At 68.8% G+C, this 20171-nt stretch carries 17 protein-coding genes; 8 read left to right on the top strand and 9 right to left on the bottom strand.

The features are described from left to right. Positions 1-48 precede the first annotated feature (48 nt). A complete protein-coding gene (locus QMX80_RS02455) occupies positions 49-849 on the bottom strand; it encodes a hypothetical protein (protein WP_282275042.1) in 801 nt (266 codons plus the stop codon). A 136-nt stretch (positions 850-985) separates the two neighbouring features. Here QMX80_RS02455 and QMX80_RS02450 point away from each other — a divergent pair, with 136 nt between their 5' ends. Both QMX80_RS02450 and QMX80_RS02445 read left to right on the top strand, forming a co-directional pair. Continuing rightward, positions 986-1249 carry a hypothetical protein gene (locus QMX80_RS02450; RefSeq protein WP_282275041.1) on the top strand — a complete coding sequence of 88 codons (264 nt, stop codon included), beginning with the start codon at positions 986-988 and terminating at the stop codon, positions 1247-1249. 70 nt (positions 1250-1319) lie between these two features. Further along, on the top strand, positions 1320-2120 hold the full coding sequence (locus tag QMX80_RS02445) for a prolyl oligopeptidase family serine peptidase (protein ID WP_282275040.1): 801 nt from the start codon (positions 1320-1322) through the stop codon (positions 2118-2120). A gap of 53 nt (positions 2121-2173) precedes the next feature. Here QMX80_RS02445 and QMX80_RS02440 read toward each other — a convergent pair whose 3' ends face one another. The 4 genes from QMX80_RS02440 to QMX80_RS02425 are packed head-to-tail and all read right to left on the bottom strand — an operon-like array spanning position 2174 to position 5553. After that, complete coding sequence (locus QMX80_RS02440) at positions 2174-3124, bottom strand: aspartate carbamoyltransferase catalytic subunit (RefSeq protein ID WP_055767831.1); 951 nt, start codon at positions 3122-3124, stop codon at positions 2174-2176. 15 nt (positions 3125-3139) lie between these two features. Continuing rightward, positions 3140-3607: a Holliday junction resolvase RuvX gene (ruvX, locus tag QMX80_RS02435; RefSeq protein ID WP_055767827.1), complete on the bottom strand. Its 468-nt coding sequence runs from the start codon at positions 3605-3607 to the stop codon at positions 3140-3142. Continuing rightward, a complete protein-coding gene (locus tag QMX80_RS02430) occupies positions 3600-4166 on the bottom strand; it encodes a YqgE/AlgH family protein (RefSeq protein WP_055767824.1) in 567 nt (188 codons plus the stop codon). The genes ruvX and QMX80_RS02430 overlap by 8 nt, the downstream gene beginning before the upstream one ends. 43 nt (positions 4167-4209) lie before the next feature. Continuing rightward, entirely contained in the window at positions 4210-5553 is a 1344-nt protein-coding gene (locus QMX80_RS02425) for an ATP-binding protein (protein ID WP_282275037.1), read from the bottom strand. A 161-nt stretch (positions 5554-5714) separates the two neighbouring features. Here QMX80_RS02425 and QMX80_RS02420 point away from each other — a divergent pair, with 161 nt between their 5' ends. Then, a complete protein-coding gene (locus QMX80_RS02420) occupies positions 5715-6251 on the top strand; it encodes a DNA-3-methyladenine glycosylase I (RefSeq protein WP_282275036.1) in 537 nt (178 codons plus the stop codon). Positions 6252-6320: 69 nt separating this feature from the next. On the opposite strand, the gene QMX80_RS02415 is transcribed toward QMX80_RS02420, so the two are convergent. Next, positions 6321-7451, bottom strand: coding sequence for a PilT/PilU family type 4a pilus ATPase (locus QMX80_RS02415; protein WP_055768502.1), 1131 nt, complete (start codon positions 7449-7451; stop codon positions 6321-6323). Positions 7452-7579: 128 nt separating this feature from the next. Beyond that, positions 7580-8617: a type IV pilus twitching motility protein PilT gene (locus QMX80_RS02410; RefSeq protein WP_055767813.1), complete on the bottom strand. Its 1038-nt coding sequence runs from the start codon at positions 8615-8617 to the stop codon at positions 7580-7582. 305 nt (positions 8618-8922) lie between these two features. Between QMX80_RS02410 and proC the strand changes: the two genes are divergently transcribed. Then, positions 8923-9762, top strand: a complete 840-nt coding sequence (gene proC / locus QMX80_RS02405) for a pyrroline-5-carboxylate reductase (RefSeq protein ID WP_055767810.1) — start codon at positions 8923-8925, stop codon at positions 9760-9762. A 100-nt stretch (positions 9763-9862) separates the two neighbouring features. Here proC and QMX80_RS02400 read toward each other — a convergent pair whose 3' ends face one another. Together QMX80_RS02400 and QMX80_RS02395 are read right to left on the bottom strand one after the other, a co-directional pair. Further along, positions 9863-11818, bottom strand: coding sequence for an alpha/beta fold hydrolase (locus tag QMX80_RS02400; RefSeq protein WP_282275033.1), 1956 nt, complete (start codon positions 11816-11818; stop codon positions 9863-9865). Next, positions 11815-12837: a DUF4105 domain-containing protein gene (locus QMX80_RS02395; protein WP_282275044.1), complete on the bottom strand. Its 1023-nt coding sequence runs from the start codon at positions 12835-12837 to the stop codon at positions 11815-11817. Before QMX80_RS02395 ends, QMX80_RS02400 begins: the two co-directional genes overlap by 4 nt. 469 nt (positions 12838-13306) lie before the next feature. Here QMX80_RS02395 and QMX80_RS02390 point away from each other — a divergent pair, with 469 nt between their 5' ends. The 4 genes from QMX80_RS02390 (at position 13307) to QMX80_RS02375 (ending at position 20044) form a co-directional block, all read left to right on the top strand. Further along, entirely contained in the window at positions 13307-13909 is a 603-nt protein-coding gene (locus QMX80_RS02390; RefSeq protein WP_055767802.1) for an RNA polymerase sigma factor, read from the top strand. Beyond that, entirely contained in the window at positions 13884-14879 is a 996-nt protein-coding gene (locus tag QMX80_RS02385; RefSeq protein WP_282275031.1) for a FecR domain-containing protein, read from the top strand. Before QMX80_RS02390 ends, QMX80_RS02385 begins: the two co-directional genes overlap by 26 nt. 127 nt (positions 14880-15006) lie before the next feature. Continuing rightward, the gene (locus QMX80_RS02380) at positions 15007-18354 is read left to right on the top strand and encodes a TonB-dependent receptor (protein WP_282275029.1); all 3348 of its coding nucleotides are present in this window, start codon (positions 15007-15009) and stop codon (positions 18352-18354) included. A gap of 79 nt (positions 18355-18433) precedes the next feature. Next, positions 18434-20044, top strand: coding sequence for an alkaline phosphatase D family protein (locus QMX80_RS02375; RefSeq protein ID WP_282275028.1), 1611 nt, complete (start codon positions 18434-18436; stop codon positions 20042-20044). Positions 20045-20171: the final 127 nt, after the last annotated feature.

Here is a 20171-nt window from a genome sequence, read left to right as displayed (position 1 = left end):
GCCGGAACCCGCGTCTGCGGTTCCGGCGCGGCTTGCCCGGTTTCCCGGTCAGAAGCTGGCGCGCACGCCCAGGCGGTAGAAGCGCACGTCCTCGTAGAACTCCGCTTCGCCCACCAGGCCCCATTCCGGGGTGAAGCGGTACTGCAGGCCGACGTTGCCGACCATCGAATGATCGACCAGCAGGTTGTCGTCCACCCGCAGGTAACCGGCCTTGGCCCACAGCTCCAGGTTCGGCACCGGCCGGGCGCGGATGCCCAGCATCAGCTTGCCGGCGTACAGGTGATCGCGGCCGCTGAAATCATCTTCCGGGTATTCCCGGTCACGGTAGTCCAGCTTCGCTCCCAACCGCAGCAGCGACAGCTCGCTGATGAAATCGGTGCGCGCGGACAGGGAAAGGCTCGCGCCAAGACCGATTTCGGCCTGGTCGATGGCGATTTCCAGGCGCTCGCCCTGCATGTTCCACTGCTTGGACACCCGGTCGTATCCGCCGAAGACGTAGAGATTGTCGGTCACCGCCACCGAGCCGCGCGCATAACCGCCATTGCCGTGCTCGCCGACGTCGTACAGGTCCACGTCCAGCCGGGCCACGCCGGCCTCGATCCACGTGTAGCCCGGCCCCTCGATCTTCTCGCGCCTGATCGCCGGCGCCTGCGACACCGGCTGCCGTACGGGCGGTGGCATGGCGTCGGCCTGCGCATTGACTTCATCGCCCTCTGCAGCCTGCGCGGCGGCCTGTGCCGCCTTCTGCCGCTCCCACCACGGCGCGCGCTGCGCCTGCGCATCCTGCATCCAGGCCATCGCCGCCAGTACGGCGGCGCCAGCGCAGGCGGCCCTGATTCCCTTCTTCATGCGTTCACTTCCTGTGTGGATGGATGCCCGTGCGGGCGCGGCGATTCTAGCCGAACCCATGCATGCGGCTGCGCCGGTCCCGATGGACGGCCACGCCCGCCGGATATCATGCGACCGACACGCCGGACACTTCGCCATGACCACCACCCTCACCGACTACTACCAGCCAGGATGGCGCGAACACCACCACACCTGCCCCGCCTGCGGATGGCAGGGCAACTCCCGGCAGATGGAAATGGAACTGCACGACGAGCAGAGCGAATACGCCTGCCCGCAGTGCGAGTTCCCGCTGCTGGTGGTGCTCCATCCCGATCTGGCGCAGGTCCGCGCCGCCGCCGCGGCCGGCAATCCCGAGGCCGTCGAGCAGTTGGCGATCCTCGCCAGCGCGCCCAGCCCCTGATGCGCGACCGCACGGGTATGGGCGCCGGACCGCGGAGTACGATGACCGGACCCCTGGCGCGGAGCGTTCCATGGCCTTTCCCCGTCTGCATCGCCTTGCCCTGCTCTTTCTGATGGCCGTCATCGCTGGCTGCGCCTCGATCCCCGACACCGGCCATGGCCGTTTCGTCGCCCGCACCGTCGAGCTCGACGGCATGCGCATGCCCTATCAGGTATTCGTCCCGGCCGCGGCCGCGCGCGGGCCCGGCGCCTTGCCGGTGGTGCTGTTCCTGCATGGTTCCGGCGAACGCGGAAACGACGGCATCCGCCAGACCGAGGCTGGGCTGGGGCCCTACCTGCGCGCCCACGCGGCGGATTTCCCCGCCCTGGCCGTGCTGCCGCAGGTCGCCGACGGCGAAGAATGGAGCGGGCGCAACAATCGCCTGGCGATCGCGGCGCTCGATGCGGCGATCCGCGAATTCGGGGGCGATCCGAAGCGCCAGTACCTGACCGGCATGTCGATGGGCGGTTACGGCAGCTGGAACATCGCCCTGGCCGAACCAGCGCGCTTCGCCGCGGTCGTGCCGGTCTGCGGCGCGGTGCGCGCCCCGCGCAACGAGCGCCCGGGCCTGCTCGTCGAGGCCGTCGCGCAGGAGGCCGATCCCTACATGGCGATCGCCCGACGCCTGGAGAACGTGCCGCTCTGGATCTTCCATGGCGCACGCGACGACGTGGTGCGGCCGGACGACGACCGCAGGCTGCATGCCGCCTTCCAGGCGGTGGGCGCCCGCGACGCGCGCTATACCGAGTACCCGCACGGCAACCACAACGCCTGGGACGCCACTTACGCCGACCCGGCGATGTGGCGCTGGCTGTTCGCGCAGAAGCGCTGATACCGACGCCGAGGCGGTAGTGCCGGCTGCTGGCCAGCCCTACCGGGAGCAGGTCAGCCCAGCAGCGTCTCCAGCACCGCCATGCGCACCGCCACGCCATTGGCGACCTGGCGCAGGACCCACGACTGCGGGCCGTCGGCCACTTCGTCGGTGACTTCGACGCCGCGGTTGATCGGCCCCGGATGCAGGACCGCCGCGTCGGCGGCGGCACGGCGCAGGCGCGTGGCGGTCAGCCCGTATTCGTCGTGGTACTGCTCCAGCGACGGCACCAGCCCTTCTTCCATGCGCTCGCGCTGCAGGCGCAGCATCATCAGCGCGTCGGCGCCTTCGAGCATGGCGTCGAAGTCCTGCCCGACAACGCAGCCGCGAAGCGTGTCGTCGTCCGGCAGCAGCGACTGCGGTCCGCAGACGCGGATCTCGCTCACGCCCAGCGTGCGCAGCGCGTGCAGGTCAGTGCGCGCCACCCGCGAGTGCTTCACGTCGCCGACGATCAGCACTTTCAGCTTCGAGAAATCCGGGCCCTTGGCCTGGCGCAGGGTCAGCATGTCCAGCAGGCCCTGTGTGGGATGCGAACTGCGGCCATCGCCTGCATTGACCAGCGCGGTGCCCTCGCCCGCTGCAGCGGCCAGCCCGGCCACGGCGCCATCATCGGGATGGCGCACCACGAAGCCGCGCACGCCCATCGCTTCCAGGTTGCGCAGCGTGTCGCAGGCGGTCTCGCCCTTGCGCGTGGACGAGGTGGAGGCGTCGAAGTTCAGCACATCCGCGCCCAGCCGCTGCGCGGCCAGCTGGAACGAACTGCGGGTACGCGTGGAAGGTTCGAAGAACAGCGTGCACACCGCGGTGCCGGCCAGCACGCCGCGCTTGTTGCCGACCCTTCCCACCGCCGCATCGCGGATCTGCCCGGCGCGGTCCAGCAGCTGCAGCAGGTGTTCGCGCGGCAGGCCCTCCAGGGTCAGCAGGTGGCGCAGGCGTCCGTCGGCATCGAGTTGGGAAGCGGTCATGGCAGGTCTTGGGGGTCAGGAAACAGGAGTGGCGTCGCCCGGGGAGGACAGCCAGCGTTCGATGATGACCGCGGCGGCCACCGCGTCGAGATTGGCTGCATCGCGGCGGCGCTTGCGGCCTTCGGCGCGCTCGGTGGCGAAACGGCGCGCCGCTTCCACCGAACTGGAGCGCTCGTCCACCAGCAGCACCGGCAAGCGGTAGCGCTGCTGCAACTGACGGGCGAAGGCGTGGGCACGCTTGCGGTTGGGCTGGTCGTCGCCTTCGAGGGTGAGCGGATCGCCCACGATCAGGCCCTGCGGCCGCCATTCCTTGTGCAGGCGATCCAGTGCGGCCCAGTCGGGACCGTCGGCACGCACGTCGATCACCGCCAGGGCGCGGGCGCCGACACTGAAGGCGCTGCCGATGGCCACGCCGATCCGGCGCGAACCGACGTCGAAACCGAGCACGGTGCTGTCGGGCGAAAGCGCTGCCGGATCAGGCATGGCCGCTGTATCCGGCCATGCGGAACAGATCCACGCCGATGCGCGAGGCGGCCAGCTGCCAGCGCTCGTCCAGCGGCGCATCGAACAGCACCTCCGGGTCGGCCGGCACGGTCAGCCAGCTGTCCTCGGCCAGTTCCTGTTCCAGCTGCCCCGCGCCCCAACCGGCGCAGCCCAGGGTAACCAGCGCATTGCGCGGGCCGTCGCCACGGGCCATCGCCTCGAGGATGTCGCGCGAGGTGGTCAGGTACAGGCCCTCTCCCACCACCAGGCTGGAATCCCAGTCGCGGGCATCGTCGTGGATGACGAAGCCGCGGCCGGTATGCACCGGACCGCCGTTGAGCACCGGCACCGTGCGCAGGCGCTCGTCGCCGGTGTCGATCTCCATCTGCGAGAGCACTTCGCCCAGCGTGTATTCCGATGGCTGGTTGACCACCACGCCCATCGCGCCGTTGTCGTCGTGCTGGCAGACCAGCGCGACGCTGCGCGCGAATGCCGAATCGGTCAGCGAGGGCAAGGCGACCAGCAGGTGATTGGCCAGGTTGTCGAAGTGCGTGGGCATGGCGGCATTCTACCGTCACCCACGCAGCCCCGCCCTGCCGCGCTCACGCCGCGACGACATGCCGCCCCGCCGGCACCCGTCCGGGAATGCGCAGGAAGAACACGCTGCCCCGGCCCGGCTCGCTCTCGGCATGGACGCTGCCGCCCCCGGCTTCCACTAGTTCCTTGACCACCGACAGTCCCAGCCCCGTGCCCTGCCCGCGTGGCCGGGTGGTGAAGAACGGCTCGAAGATGCGCGCCAGCACCGCCGCCTCCATGCCGGCGCCCTCGTCGCCGAAGGCCAGCAGCAGGCAGCCCTGCGCGTCCTGGCGCGCGCTCACGCTGAACGTACCGCCCGCGGGCATCGCGTGGTCGGCATTGGCGGCGATGTTGAGCACCATCAGTTCGAAACGGATGCGGTCGAAATGGATGTCCGGCAAGGGCGCGGCCAGGGAAATGCGGATCGTTACCGCCGGCGACAGCAGCTGGCGCAGCAGCGGTTCCAGGCCGGCGATCGCATTCGCCGGACCGAACCACTCGCGCGTCTCCTCGTCCGCGCGCGAGAACGCCAGCAGGCGGCGGGTAAGCACGGCCGCGCGGGTCGCGGCCGATTCCACCCCGGCCAGCGCGTCGCGCATGCGTGTCTCGTCGTCCGCGCCCAGGCCGCGGTGCGCGTGGCCGCGGATGATGCCCACCAGGTTGCCGAAATCGTGCGCCACGCCGCTGGCCAGGCGTCCCATGGCCTCGGTCTTCTGCGCCTGGACCAGCTGCGCATGGACGCGTTCGCGCTCGGCCATCTCCGCCTGCAGCCGCGCATTGGCGGCTTGCAGCGCCTGGCCGCGCGCCATGGCTTCGCGCAGGCTGTCGCGCAGCGCGGTGGAGCTGCGGTCCAGCACGATCGACAGCATCAGGAAGATCGCCGCGCTGACCGCCAGGTCGGTCAGGCGCGCGGCCATCTCGCCATGCACGCCGATATCCACGGCGATCCCGGCGCCGAACGCCACAAGCAGGCCCGCATACATCAGCCACAGCGCGCCCCGCCCCAGCGTGAGCGCGGCGATCGCCATCCACACCCCCAGCAACGGCTGCTCGAAGCGCTGCGCGGCGAAACCGGTGGCGGCATGGGCCAGCAGCGCCGACACGGCGAAACCGAGCAGCAACAGGCGCGACGCGGCGACGAAATGCCCGCCGCGCACCAGCCGGAAACTCAGCGCTGCCAGGGCGCTGACCGACAGCCCCACCAGCATCGAAACGACCTCGCCGGGCCGCCAGGGCACGCCCGGCACCACGGCGCGCAGCAGCCACATCAGCGGCGGCAGTGCCGCCAGCAGCAGGGCGATCACCTGGATCACCGGCGCATTGCGGCGGTCCACCGGATCGTCGATGGGGACATCGCGCAGCCATCGCATGGCCGCAGGCGGAACTTGGAGCAAACGAACGACGAAGGGCCGCGGCATCTGGAATCCGGTTCTGCTGGGGGGCAACGGCACGATGCGCGAGGCGCTGCCCGCGGGCAAGTGCGGCGCCGGCCCGCGCCCTATACTGGCCCGCCCACGGTCCATCGCCGCCCATGAGCGCCTACTGCGACATCGCGCCCGGCCATCCGGTCCATGCCCACTACCACGCCCACGAATACGGGTTCCCGCAGCGCGCGGAACAGGAGCTGTTCGAGCGCCTGCTGCTGGAGATCAACCAGGCCGGCCTGAGCTGGGAAACCATCCTGCGCAAGCGCGAGGGTTTCCGCCGCGCCTATCATGGCTTCGACGTGGATACCGTGGCGGCCTACGGCGAGGCCGACATCGCCCGCCTGCTGGACGACGCCGGCATCATCCGCAACCGGCTCAAGGTGCTGGCCGCCATCCACAACGCCAACGTGATCCGCGGCCTGCGCGATTCGCACGGCGGTTTCGCGCAATGGCTGGATGCGCACCACCCGCGGCCCAAGGCCGACTGGGTGAAGCTGTTCAAAAAGACCTTCCGCTTCACCGGCGGCGAGATCACCGGCGAATTCCTGATGAGCCTGGGTTACCTGCCCGGCGCGCACCGCGACGATTGTCCGGTGATGGCCGACATCCGCGCGACCTCGCCTCCCTGGCTGCGCGGCTGAAGGTAGCGCCCGGCACAAAAACGAAGCCCGGCCATGAGGCCGGGCTTCACGATGCGAGCAGGCTGCGGCTCAGCGCGTACCCGCGATCTCCACGCCGTCCAGCCCCTGCGAAAGGGTCTTGGCGTCGCCGCCCTGCGAGAGCTTGATGCGCAGGCGCACCTCGTTCTGCGAATCGGCGTAGCGCAGCGCGTCGTCGTAGCTGATCTCGCCGGCCTGGTACAGCTCGAACAGGCTCTGGTCGAAGGTCTTCATGCCCAGCTGCACCGAGTCCTTCATCACTTCCTTGAGCTTGTGGATCTCGCCGTCGCGGATGTAGTCCTGCACCAGCGGCGTGCCCAGCAGGATTTCCATCGCCACGCGGCGGCCCTTGCCGTCCGGCGTCGGCACCAGCTGCTGCGCGACCACGCCCTTGAGGTTGAGCGAGAGGTCCATCAGCAGCTGGCTGCGGCGGTCCTCCGGGAAGAAATTGATGATGCGGTCCATCGCCTGGTTGGCGTTGTTGGCGTGCAGCGTGGCCAGCACCAGGTGGCCGGTCTCGGCGAAGGCGATGGCATGGTCCATGCCTTCGCGGGTGCGGATCTCGCCGATCATGATCACGTCCGGCGCCTGGCGCAGGGTGTTCTTCAACGCCGCTTCCCAGCTGTCGGTGTCGATGCCGACCTCACGCTGGGTGATGATGCAGCCCTCGTGCTTGTGCACGAATTCGATCGGGTCCTCGATGGTGATGATGTGCCCGGTCGAGTTCTGGTTGCGGTAGCCGATCATCGCCGCCAGCGAGGTCGACTTGCCGGTGCCGGTGGCGCCGACGAACAGGATGATGCCGCGCTTGGTCATGGCCAGCGTCTTGATCACCGGCGGCAGGTTCAATTCGTCCACCGTCGGGATGCGCGTCTCGATCCGGCGCAGCACCATGCCGACCTGGTTGCGCTGGTAGAAGCAGCTGACGCGGAAGCGGCCCACGCCGGACAGGCCGATGGCGAAGTTGCACTCGTGGGTCTTCTCGAACTCCTCGCGCTGCGCCGGCGTCATCACGTTGAGCACCATGTCGCGGCTCTGCTGCGGGGTCAGCGGCGTCTGCGTGATCGGGCTGATCCTGCCGTGCACCTTCATCGACGGCGGCATGCCGGCGGTGATGAACAGGTCCGACGCCTTCTGGTGCGCCATCAGCTTGAGGAACGAGGTGAAATCGATGGTGCTCATGATGGGCTCCTGTGGAACCGTGATCTGCATGCCGGCGCCGCCCCCCCCTGGATGACGGCGCTGCCGGTAACGACTGTACGCCTTCCCCGGCGCGACGGCGACGCGGCCTCCCGCGCCGCCACCCCGCCTTATTCGAACAGGCGCCGGTCCTTGGCGTATTCGCGGGCCTGGTTGCGGGTGATCAGGCTGCGCTTGACCAGGTCCTGCAGGTTCTGGTCGAGCGTCTGCATGCCCACCTGCTGGCCGGTCTGGATGGCCGAATACATCTGCGCGACCTTGTCCTCGCGGATCAGGTTGCGGATCGCCGGGGTGGCCACCATGATCTCGTGCGAGGCGATGCGGCCGCCGCCGACCTTCTTCAGCAGCGCCTGCGAGATCACCGCGCGCAGCGACTCGGACAGCATCGAGCGCACCATCGGCTTCTCGCCGGCCGGGAACACGTCGATGATGCGGTCGATGGTCTTGGCCGCGGAACTGGTGTGCAGGGTGCCGAACACCAGGTGGCCGGTTTCCGCGGCGGTCAGTGCCAGGCGGATGGTTTCCAGATCGCGGAGTTCGCCGACCAGGATGTAGTCCGGATCCTCGCGCAGCGCCGAGCGCAGGGCCTCGTTGAAACCGTGCGTGTCGCGGTGCACCTCGCGCTGGTTGATCAGGCACTTCTGCGGGGTGTGCACGAATTCGATCGGGTCCTCGACGGTGAGGATGTGGGCGTATTCGTTCTTGTTGACGTGGTCCACCATCGCCGCCAGCGTGGTCGACTTGCCCGAGCCGGTCGGGCCGGTGACCAGGATCAGGCCCTGCGGCTGCTCGATCAGCTGGCGGAACACCGGCGGGCAACCGAGGTCTTCCAGGGTCAGCACTTCCGAGGGAATGGTACGGAACACCGCGCCGGCGCCGCGGTTCTGGTTGAACGCGTTGACGCGGAAGCGCGCCAGCGAGGGAATCTCGAAGGAGAAGTCGACCTCGAGGAATTCCTCGTAATCGCGGCGCTGCTTGTCCGACATGATGTCGTACACCAGTGCATGGACCTGCTTGTGGTCCAGTGCCGGGATGTTGATGCGGCGTACGTCGCCGTCGACGCGGATCATCGGCGGCAGGCCGGCGGACAGGTGCAGGTCCGAGGCCTTGTTCTTGACCGAGAACGCCAGAAGTTCAGCGATGTCCATACGCTGTGTTTCCCCGAGGTTGCGGATGGCTGGAAGGTGTTTCCCCTGGCACGCAGTATAGCCCTCCGGCGTAAGAGGTCGATCCGCCTCCGCCGATTGCAGGCAGCGCGTCACGGCCGCTTCCGCGGCCGGTACGGGCGGCCGGGGGCGGACCGATCGCCGCCGGCCCAGGCGCCCCCTCGCCCCGGCCGCCCGGCCTGCCGGCCACCCTCTCCAGCCGGGTTGGCTACACTGTCCGCGGGCCGGGCGGCAGTTCTCCGCCGGACACCCGGTAAACCGGCCATCCCATCGCTACCGAGGCTTGCATGAGCGGCAATCAAGAGACGTCCTCCCTTCCCTCCGGCATCACCTTCGTCGGCGGGGGCAACATGGCCCGCAGCCTGATCGCCGGCTTGACCCGGGCAGGCGTGCCCACGAGCTCCATCGAGGTCGTGGAACCCCAGGTCGCCCTGCGCCAGACCCTGCAGCAGGAGCACGGCGTGCGCACGGCCAGCGCCATCGCTTCGGCGGCACTGGACGGGCAGGTCGTGGTGCTGGCGGTCAAGCCGCAGGTGATGGCGGCCGTCTGCGCCGAACTGGCGCCGCGGCTCGCCGCCGGCACCCTGATCGTGTCCATCGCCGCCGGCATCACCCTCGCCGCCCTGCGCGACTGGGTGGGGACCGGCGCCGTCCTGGTCCGTGCCATGCCCAATACCCCCGCCCTGCTCGGTGCGGGCATGACCGGCCTTTACGCCGACGCCGAGGTCGGCAGTGCCGACCGGCAGGCCGCACAGGCCATCCTCGCCGGCGCCGGGCAGACCCGCTGGATCGACGAAGAGGCCCTGATGGACGCGGTCACCGCGGTTTCCGGCAGCGGCCCGGCCTATGTCTTCGCGCTCGCCGAGGCGATGGAGGACGCCGCCCGCGCGCAGGGTCTGCCGGACGAGGCCGCGCGGCAGATGGTGGTGCAGACGATCCTGGGCGCGGCGCGCATGCTCGCCGAGGGTGGGCAAAGCGCGGGCGCCCTGCGCCAGGCCGTCACCTCGCCCAACGGCACGACCCAGGCCGCACTCGAAACCCTGGCCGACGGCGGCTTCCACGAACTGGTAGGCAACGCCGTGGCCGCGGCCGCGCAGCGTGGCCGCGAGCTTGCGGGCGCCGGCTGACGCCGACCCGGCCAGCCGCCGCGATACCGCATCGCATCACGCGCAACGGCTGCCCCCCGGCTCCCCCTGACGGCCGCCGCCCACCGGCGGCCGCTCTGGCTCAGCGGCCCGCATCGTCCCCGTGTTCGCGCAGGTCCTGGCGCAGGATGCGGCGCACTTCGAGCACGGCCTCCGGCGTTTCCTGCACGCTGTGCCCGGAGACGATCACCTTCTCCGACAGCACGCCGTCCAGGTGCGCGCTCCAGTACGGCACCAGCCCATCGTCGGAGTCGGCCAGCGGCATGTCCGCTTTCCGCTTGGCGATGATCGAGTGGTACTTCACCTGCGGCGCCATCGGCAGCGCCGACGACGCGCGGATGAACGGATCGGTCGCCTTGAGGTTGTCGATGCTGGTGCCGATGCGTGGCGCCTTGGGTTTGCCGCCGGGCTCGCCGGCATCCTGCATGGCCAGGAACACTTCCTCGAACTTGCCCAGGATGGTCAGCGGCAGGCGCACCAGCTTGCCGATCAGGCGCCCGAGCCTGTCGCCGGCGATGTCGGTGCCGCGGTGCGGCGAGGCGATGAAGACCGCGCGCCCGACATCGGGCTGCGGCGAAAAGCGCGCCAGCGGCCCCAGCCGCGCCTCGACCCGGCGCAACCGCTCGCCCCGCAGGTTGAAGCGCTCCACCGCGCCGTTCCACAGCGTGTCGCCCGACTCGCTGAGCATCAGCCGCGCGATCACCCCGCCCATGCTGTGGCCGATGAACACCATGTCGTGCGTCGCCGCGGCGCGGCGCTTCGGGTCGAAGTGGTCCAGCGTCTGGTTGAAGGCGTTGCTGATGGTGTAGCGGTTCAGCGCGATGGGCGCGTTGGTCGGGTAGTAGACCGACCAGATCTGGTAATGCCGGCGCATTTCCGGATCGCCCATGATCTCGTTGGCAAGGTTCACCCAGGCTTCCGGGCTGCTGGCCAGGCCATGCAGCATGAAAATGATGCGACGGTCCGGATCGTACGGCTGCATCAGGTAGATATGCGGCTCGCGGATGCCCTCGCCGCGACCGAACAGGGTGCGCAGCGATTCGGTGGCGAAACCGGACTGCGCCATCCACATGCCGTAGGCCGCGGTGAAATTGGCCGCCAACGGCACCTGCTGGCCTTCCAGCTGGATGCTGGTGGTGGCGTCGGGCGACCAGGCCTCCAGGCGGATGTCGCGCGTGGCCAGCACCTCCTCCAGGGTGCTTCCGCCGAAGCGCAGCAGCGCGGTGGCGTTGATCGCCGGCATCTCGCTGAACACCGGCGACGCGTCCCGGCCCTCGCCCTCCACCGGAAGCGCCAGCGAAGGCGCCTCCATCACCACCACCAGTTCGGCGCCGAAACCGTCGCGGCGATAGGTACTGCGCAGGCCGGCGAAGCTCACCGCCGTGGCCGACACCAGCTGCCGCGGGATGCCGTTCAACGGCAGCCGCTCGAAATCTGAGCGGATGGTCCAGCGGCCCACCTGTACCGGACTGAGGTAGTCGGCGCCCTCCAGCGCGCGGGCGCGGGTGTGCTGGAACACGACCGACGCGGTCTGCTCGGCGGCGTAGTTGTAGTAGTCGCGCACCTGGGTGAGCCGGTCTTCCAGCGCGCGCTCGGCCGGCGTGCGGCCACTGAAGAACAGGTAGGCATAGGAATAGCGCGCGGTTTCCAGCCAGGCATCCAGCGCGGCGTCCGGCAGCAGCGTGGCTTCACCCACCTTGGCCCTGGGTGTCAGCGCCAGCGCCTGCTGCATCCACAGCTCCGCCAGGGTGGACAGCCGCTGTTCGGCCTGCAGTCCCTCGATGGTGGCCACCGTCTGCCGGCAGGCGGGCAGGTCCTTGGCGCACTGCGCGGAGGTCAGGCCGATGACGCTCAGCGACTCCTGCGACAGCGCGCTCAGGCGGCCGCTGTTGAGGATGTCGTCGCGCTTGAGCATCGCGTAGTCGGCAGGCGTGACCTGCTTGACCTTCACCATCGCGCAGCCGCTGGACAGCAGCAGCGCCGCGGCGAGCAGCGGAACCAGCCAGCGGCGCGCGCGCGCCTGCAGTCCCTGCGTCATGGAACCTCTCCCTCGGGAATGCCGGGGATGCCCTCGCGGATCCTCCGGGAAAAATCGGGCGTGTCGCCCGCCTCGCGCGCGCGCAGGGTGATGCGCCCGCGCTCGTGCAGCCGCGCGTATGCGACGCCGGGCGTCAGCCCGCCCACGTCGGCGGCGTACTCGGCCAGGTAGCCGGAAAGCAGCAGCCGGTAGTCCAGCGGCAACGTCGGCACGATCCGGTGCATCAGCTCGTAGACGATGGTGGTGCAGTTGCTGGTCAGCGTGTTGTAGAACGCCGGCGCGCGTTCCAGCGCCTGCGCCTGCCCGACGTAGTAACGCAGCAGCTCGCGCATCTCGTCCTGGTCCAGGCCATGCAGCCTGTACAGATAGACATCCTCGCCGCGCACGCTGGTGCGCACCTGCACGATGTCGCGCTCGTCGGCGGCCACCAGCACCGCCTCGAACCTGCGGAAGAAGCCGCCCAGCGCGGAGAACGATTCGCCGCGCTCCTTGCGGATCTCCAGCGAGAACACCAGCTGCCGGCCATCGGCGAAACCGAAGGAAACCAGCGTGTGCGCGATCGCCGGCCCCATCCAGTAGGAAAGGATCAGGTCGACCGAACGCACCTGCGACAGGTCGTACTCGCGCCGCTCCCAGCGGATGTCGTAGTCGTCCTGCGTGCGCCAGTGGAAATCGCGCACGTTGTCCAGCAGCAGGCGGTCGCCCTCGATGCGGGCATGCAGCGGCTGCGCGACGTCGTCGGCCCACTGCCGGTCCTGCCGCGGCTGGATCGTCGCCCACCAGCCGAGCAGCAGCACGAAGCCCGCGGCGAACACCGCGAGCGAATGCCAGCGCCGCCTCCGCGCGAAGCTGGCACGCAGCGCCCAGACCCAGGGGATGCACCAGACCAGGATCGCCACCACCCGGGCGACGGCACTGCCCGGGAACTGGAACCACAGCGCCAGGCAACCCCATGCACCCACGGCCAGGCAGACCAGCGTCAGCGCAAGGCCGCCCATCCCGCGCAGGATGCGCCGCAGCCGCCCTTCCTCATTTATTGCCAAGCCTGCCTCCGCATCCGCCCGGTCGGCGGGCCCAAGCAACCACCGCGCCCTCTCCCTGCTCTTCCGTACTGTCGCCTGCCACCATCGCGCCCGCTCCATCCTGCTCCACCTTCCGGCGGCGCAACGATAGCGTGCAGGGCGCGGAAAGCCGAGTGAAACAAACGGCCACCGTTCCGGCGCGGCGCGACCGGCCGCCAGGCACGCCCGAACACCCCGCGCACCCATCCGCACCACCATCGACGGCATCCACGCCGGGCATGGCCGCGGACTTCCGCCGCATGCCGCCGATGCCGCGCCACCTTGAGTCCGGACCGGACCACAGCGGATCCCGGGACGGGCTGTAACCGGGCTGCAACCCATGCGACGGCATGATCCCGCCCCTGCGTGCCGGGCCGGCCGCTCCGGGGAAGATCGCTTGTCGTGTTCAATTGAAGAGACGGGGGCATTGGACGCCCTTCTCGACGACACGGAAAGGACGCGCTGGTTCCTGCGCCACATCCTGCCGCACGAGCCTGCGCTGCGCGCATGGCTGGGGCGGCGGCACAGCGCCGGTTTCGATGTGGACGACATCGTCCAGGAGAGCTACGCGCTCCTGGCCGAGCGTGCGCGCCTGGACGACATCCTCAATCCGCGCGCCTATCTGTTCCAGGTCGCTCAATCGCTGGTGATACGCAACCTGCGCCGCGCCCGGATAGTGTCGATCCAGGCGATCGAGGATTTCGGCCATGTCGAGTTCGCCGATGCCGCCGCCACGCCCGAGGAGAGCGCCATCGACCGCGACGAACTGCGGCAGCTGGCCGGTGCGATAGCCGCCATGCCCGAGCAGACCCGCGAGGCGTTCGTCCTGCGCCGTGTGCACGACCTGCCGCAGCGCGAGATCGCAAGGCGGATGCGGCTCTCCGAAAGCACCGTGGAGAAGCACATTTCCCGCGGCATCCGCTGGCTGGGCGAATGGATCACCGGCAACACCAGTCCTCCCACCCCCATCACCGGCACGCTGCACAAGGAAACGAGGTCGACCAATGGACGGACGCGAAAGCAGTCGTGAAATCGAGCAGGCCGCCGCCTCATGGGTCGCGCGGATGGACCGGTCGCCGCTGTCCGCCGGCGACCAGGAACGGCTCCGGCGCTGGCTGGCGGGCGACGCCCGCCGTCGCGGCGCGCTGCTTCGCGCCAAGGCGCTCTGGCTGCGGGCCGGAGCCTTGGGCGACACCGCCCGGCTGCACGGGCCCGCGGCCGGACCAGGCAATGCCGCCCCGCCGGCCCTGGCGCGCACCAGGCAGGGCGGTAACCGTCGCCGGGCGCTGCTGCGCTGGTCCAGCGCCGCCGCGGCCTCGCTGCTGCTGGCCGTGCTGGTGTTCGTCAGCATCCCGGTGCCCACCGCCTACGCTACGGCCAAGGGCGAGATGCGCCGCGTGCCGCTGTCCGACGGCTCGACCCTCACGCTCAATACCCAGAGCCTTGTCAGGATCCATGAAGAGCATGGCCAACTGCGGGTGAAGGTCGTGCGTGGCGAGGTGTTCTTCGAGGCGGCCGCCAACGCCATGCCGATGCGGGTGGAAATAGACGGCCACCGCTTCGATGCGAACGCGGCGACGTTCGCCGTGCGCAGGCTCGAGGGCCAACCCGCGCAGCTGGTGGTGCAGAACGGCCGGCTGGATGCCGTCGGCACCGACGGATCGTTCGCCGCCGTCGGCGCCAACACGCGCCTGTCCATGCCGGCCGGACACGGAAAGGCCGGATCCACGCCGTTGTCCGCCACCGACCTGCAGCAGGAACTGGCATGGCGCGACGGCAAGATCGCATTCCGCGGCGAACCGCTGGGAGATGCGGTGCGCAGCTTTTCGCGCTACAGCGACACCCGGCTCGTCATCGCCGATCCCGAACTGGCCGGCGAACCCATCACCGGACTGTTCGCCGCCAACAATCCCGTCGGCTTCGCGCGCGCCGTGGCCGCGGTGTTCGGTGCCCGGGTACGGCAACAGGAAGGCGTGGTGATCGTCAGCCGCGAACGCTGATCCGCGCCGCCGCCATCGCATCGGCTCCGGTCGCCGCATGAATTTTTCGTGACAGATGGAGGAAGCGCCCGGCGCCGCAGCTCTATGGAGGGACCCCACCGGGCACCCCCACACAAAGAGCAGCGACATGATCCAACCGAAGAAGCTCCTCCTGGCCAGCGCCGTGGTATTGGCACTGGTTTCCGCATCGCCGGCGATGGCACAACAGCGCAGCTTCAACGTGCCGGCGCAGCCGGCGGTGCATGCGATCCCGGAATTCGCCAGCCAGGCCGGCGTGCAGATCATCGCGCCGGCCGGTTCGCTGCAGGACTTCAACACCGCGGCCGTCAGCGGCCAGATGGATACGCGCGACGCCCTGCGCAGGTTGCTGCAGGGCACCGGGCTCGAGATCCGTTCCGATGACGGCAGCGTCATCACCCTGCGCAGGAAGGAGGCAGCGGCCACTGCGCCGGCTCCAGGAACGGGCTACATCAACGGCAGCGTGTTCGACCCGGCAACGGGCGGATTCCTGCGCAACGCGGCCGTGCGCATCACCACCGCCGCCGGCGCCCGCACCGTGTACTCCGGCGAACGCGGCGAGTTCGCGCTGGCCGACGTACCGGCCGGCGAAGTCAGGATCATGGTCAGCTACGCCGGCTTCGGCGAAGTGGAAAGAACCGTGCAGCTGGCCACGGATGGCCGCGAGCGGGTGGACATCGAGCTCTACAGCACCCTCGCCGACCGCAGCGCCGGCGATGCCGACACGACCCTGGACACCCTGCAGGTGGTCGGCGCGCGCGAAGGCGACGCCCGCGCGATCATGGAGCAGCGCGCGTCGATGAACATCACCAACACGCTCTCGGCCGACAGCTACGGCGAGATCATCGACGGCAATCCGGGCGAATTCCTCAAGAACATGCCCGGCGTGGACTTCGACGTCACCGCGGACGACGTGCCCCGGAACATTTCGCTCCACGGCCTGCCGCAGCAGTACACCGGCGTGACCATCAACGGCGTGAAGCTGGCCGGCGTCGATGCCAACGATGGCGCCTCCGCCTCGCGCACCTTCAGCTTCGAGCAGTCGGCCCTGACCGGCGTCGATTCGATCACGGTGTACACCACCAGCGGCGCCGACATGGACGCCAATGCGCCGGCCGGCACCATCGACATCCGCACCCGCAAAGCCTTCGACGCCAAGGGCCGCCGCATCACCGTCGATATCGCCGGCGCCACCCATTCGGCGCTGTGGGACAAATACCCCAGCGGCCCCATGGAAGGCGGCTATGGCAGGAAGTTCCTTCCCGGCTTCAAAGCCAACTATGCCGACGTGTTCCTCGATGGACGGCTCGGCGTGGCGATGGGAGTCAGCGACAGCACCAGCCTGATCGAACACGTGCAGACGACCGCCAACCGCAACTACATTCCCACCGCGGCCAGTCCCGAGCCCTATGCGGTCACCTCGATAGTCGGCACCAACTACGAACGCGAGTACAACCGCAGGGCCGCCTCGCTGGGACTGGACTTCAAGGCCACCGACCAGCTGATCCTCTCGCTGATGGCTTCGGCCAGCCGCGGCGACATCGAAGCGGCCCAGCCGGCCCCCACCTTCACCACCAACGCGCGTTCGCGCGGCGTGCAGGGCGACCCGTCGCTGGATTTCGTCACCCGATCGACGGCCACCTCCACCACCCTGAGCACGGCAAGCACCTACAACTACAAATTCGGCCACAGCAGGAACCTGATACCGAGCTTCGAATGGAGCACGGAACGGTTCCGGCTCGCCGGCAACCTGTTCTACTCGAACTCGGACAGCCAGTACGACTCGACCCGGAAGGGCCAGGTGCAGACGTTCAATCCGGTCACCTCGACCGGCAACTTCAGCGCCTCGCGCAGCAGCCAGTACGACCAGGACTGGACCATCGTCCAGACCAGCGGACCGGACTGGAGCCTGCCCTCCAGCTACACCTTCAGCGGCCCGGCGACGGTCACCACCAGGAGCGGCAAGACCGCCGAAGCGCGCAATACCGGCGGCAGCCTGGATTTCAGTTTCTACCAGGACATCGGCAACGTGCCGGTGACGTGGAAAGCCGGCGCGAAGCTGTCCACCACCCGCTACGCGTACGAGAACACCTCTGCCGCGGAGAAGTGGACGTATACCGGCCCGCTCAGCAATGCCGAACTGCTCGAGCACATCCGCAGCGACAACGAATTCACCTTCGGCCGCGGCGGCATGACCGTCACCACATTGAATGGCGGCAGGCTGTACATGCCCAGCCTGACCAAGCTGTACGACATGATGAAGGCCAACCCGGAGCAGTGGACCAACGCCCTGACCGCGGCGAACTGGTACGACGCCTACGTCGCGAATTCGCGCAGGCTCGATGAGCAGGTCGGGTCCGCCTATTTCATGGGAACGGCCGACTTCACCGAGCGCATGAAGGGCCAGTTCGGCGTGCGCTGGGAGCAGACCCGCAACACCGGCTACGAGTTCGACCCGCTGCGTCCCGGCGAAGTCGTGGCGGCCGGCTACGCCGTCGACGCCTCCACCGGCCGCGCCACCTCCATCGACGGCCTGAAATACCAGTACCTGACCAACGACAGGATCAAGCGCAGGAGCCGGTACGACGACTTCTTCCCCAGCGCATCGTTGAAGTATTCCTTCGACGGCGGGATCGACCTGATCGCCGGCTACAACCGGGCCATCCAGCGGCCGGACGTAGGCATGATCGCCGGCGTGTGGTCGGTGGCCGAAACCGAGGCCGGGACGGTGGTGACGGCGCCGAACGTCAACCTGAAACCGGAGTACTCGGACAATTTCGCGCTGCGCGCTGTGAAGTACTGGGAGCCGGTCGGCCTGATCGCATTGAACTACTACCACAACCGGATCAGGAACGGCATCGTCGCCCGCAACCTTTCCGCCGCCGAGTTCGGCTATACCGGCGACGAATACGCCCACGCCATCTTCAGCACGTCCGCCAACAAGTCCGACGAGGCGATCAGCGTCGATGCCTGGCAGCTCGAGTTCAACCATGCCATGGACTACCTGCCGGGCGTCCTGCGCGGGCTGACGGTGCGCGGCGCCTACATGCGCGCCAATCCGTCCGAACCGCTGGCGCGCGTGGCTTCGCAGGTCGCCCAGCTCGGCCTCGGCTGGAAGTACGGGCGCATGCGGCTGAACCTCAACAGCGTCTATTCCAACGAGAAGGACCGCGGCCAGACCGGCAGCATCGCCACGCCGGGCGGGACCATCACCCAGTCCCAGCCCTTCATCCCCTACGTCGAGGTCAACATGTCCGGCAGCTACACCTTCATCAGGAAGACGAAGGGAAATGTCATGGGCCTGGAAGCCTATTTCTCGGTGAACAACCTCCTCGGCCGGCACCGCGGCACCTGGTACTCCAACGACGAGATATGGCCGGGCAGCAGCGGCCACCACAGCCAGATCGACATCTACAGCGGCCAGAAGGCATCGATCGGCATCCGCGCCCGCTTCTGAGCCGGACCGCGATGCGTCGTCACGGCGCGCGTCGGCGACGGCGCGCGCCATCTCCACTCCCTGCATATCGAGGAAAACCATGCGCACGTTTCCCGAACTGAGCCGCCGCAGGTTCCTGCTCGGCGCCAGCTCGCTGGCCCTGTTCGCCGGCCTGGCGCCGGTACGCAACGCCCGGGCCGCGCCGAAGCTCGACGGCTATCCGTTCACCCTCGGCGTGGCCTCCGGCGATCCGTGGCCGGATGGCTTCGTGATCTGGACCCGGCTGGCGCCCAAGCCGCTGCACGAGCATGGCGGCATGCCGATGCTCGCGGTACCGGTGAAATGGCAGGTCGCCGAGGACGAGCGGTTCGGCAAGATCGTGCAGAGCGGCGAGCATCTGGCACGGCCCGAACTCGGCCACAGCGTGCACGTGGAAGTCTCCGGGCTGAAGCCGTCGCGTCCTTACTGGTACCGCTTCTTCGTCGAGGGCGGCGAAGCCAGCGCCATCGGCACGGTACGCACCGCGCCGCGCGCCGGCGACACGCCCGGGCGCCTGCGCATCGCCGTGGCCGGCTGCCAGGCCTACTTCCATGGCTGGTTCGATGCATACCGGCATATAAGCGAGGAACCCGGACTCGACGTCCTGTTCCACTACGGCGACTACATCTACGAGGGCAGTGAGGCGGCGGCGCGGAAATCCGGCTACCAGATACGCGATGCATCCGGCGACGTGGTCGAGCGCCTGCACCATGGCGACGAGCTCTATACGCTCGACGACTACCGGCGCCGCTATGCGCAGTACAAGAGCGACGCGGACCTGCAGGCCGCGCACGCGTCCGTCGCCTTCATCGCCTCCTTCGACGACCACGAGGTGGACAACGACTGGAACGGCATATGGGACCAGGACCGCACGCCACCGGAACTGTTCGCATTGCGCAGGTTCCATGCCATGCAGGCCTGGTACGAGAATTCGCCGGTGCGGCGCACGCAGTTTCCGCGCGCCGACGGCGGCACCGCGTATTTCCGGCGTCTGGACTACGGCAACCTGCTGCGCATGCACGTGCTGGATACGCGCAGCTACCGCAGCAACCAGATCTGCCCCAACCCGAAGGCGCTGGCCAAATGCAGGTTCGAGCAGGGCAAGGACTCCAGCATTCTCGGCCCGGCACAGGAAGCCTGGCTGCACTCCGGGCTGGACGCCGGCAAACGCTGGAACCTGATCGCGCAGCAGGTATGGGTGATGCCGCTGCAGGGACGCGAGCCGGAGGGAGGCCTGCACGGCCCCTATGAGGACAAATGGGATGGATTCCCGGATTCGCGCCGCCGCCTGGTCCAGGGCATCAGCGACAGGAAACTCACCAACGTGGTGATCGCCACGGGCGATGCGCACATGAACGCCGTTGCCGAAGTGCCGCTGCGCGACGACGAACGCGATGGCCCGGCAGTAGCGACCGAGTTCCTGGCCACCTCGATCTCATCCAACGGCGATGGCGCCGTGGACTCCCCCAGCGTCCGGCGTTTCAGCCAGGCCGACAATCCCTTCCTGAAGCTGATCGACAACCTGCGCGGTTACCACACCTACGACATCACGGCCACGGAATGGCGCACGGACATCAAGGTGATGGACCAGGTGCAGCGCAAGGGCGGCCGGCTTTCCACCCGCGCCAGCTTCATCGTCGAGCCGCACGCGCCGAAGCTGCACCGGGCATGACGGCGCCCTCCTGGAACGAACCCAGGCTTCCTTCCGGCGCCGCACCGGGCGGCCTCTCCCCCGGGGATTTTCTACGGGTAGACCCCGGCGCCATCGACAACCCGCCACCTACACGACATCGACAGCA

This window comes from Stenotrophomonas sp. PS02297 (genome assembly GCF_029959705.1).
Taxonomy (GTDB): domain Bacteria; phylum Pseudomonadota; class Gammaproteobacteria; order Xanthomonadales; family Xanthomonadaceae; genus Stenotrophomonas; species Stenotrophomonas nitritireducens.
This window is presented reverse-complemented; position numbering and strand designations above follow the sequence as displayed.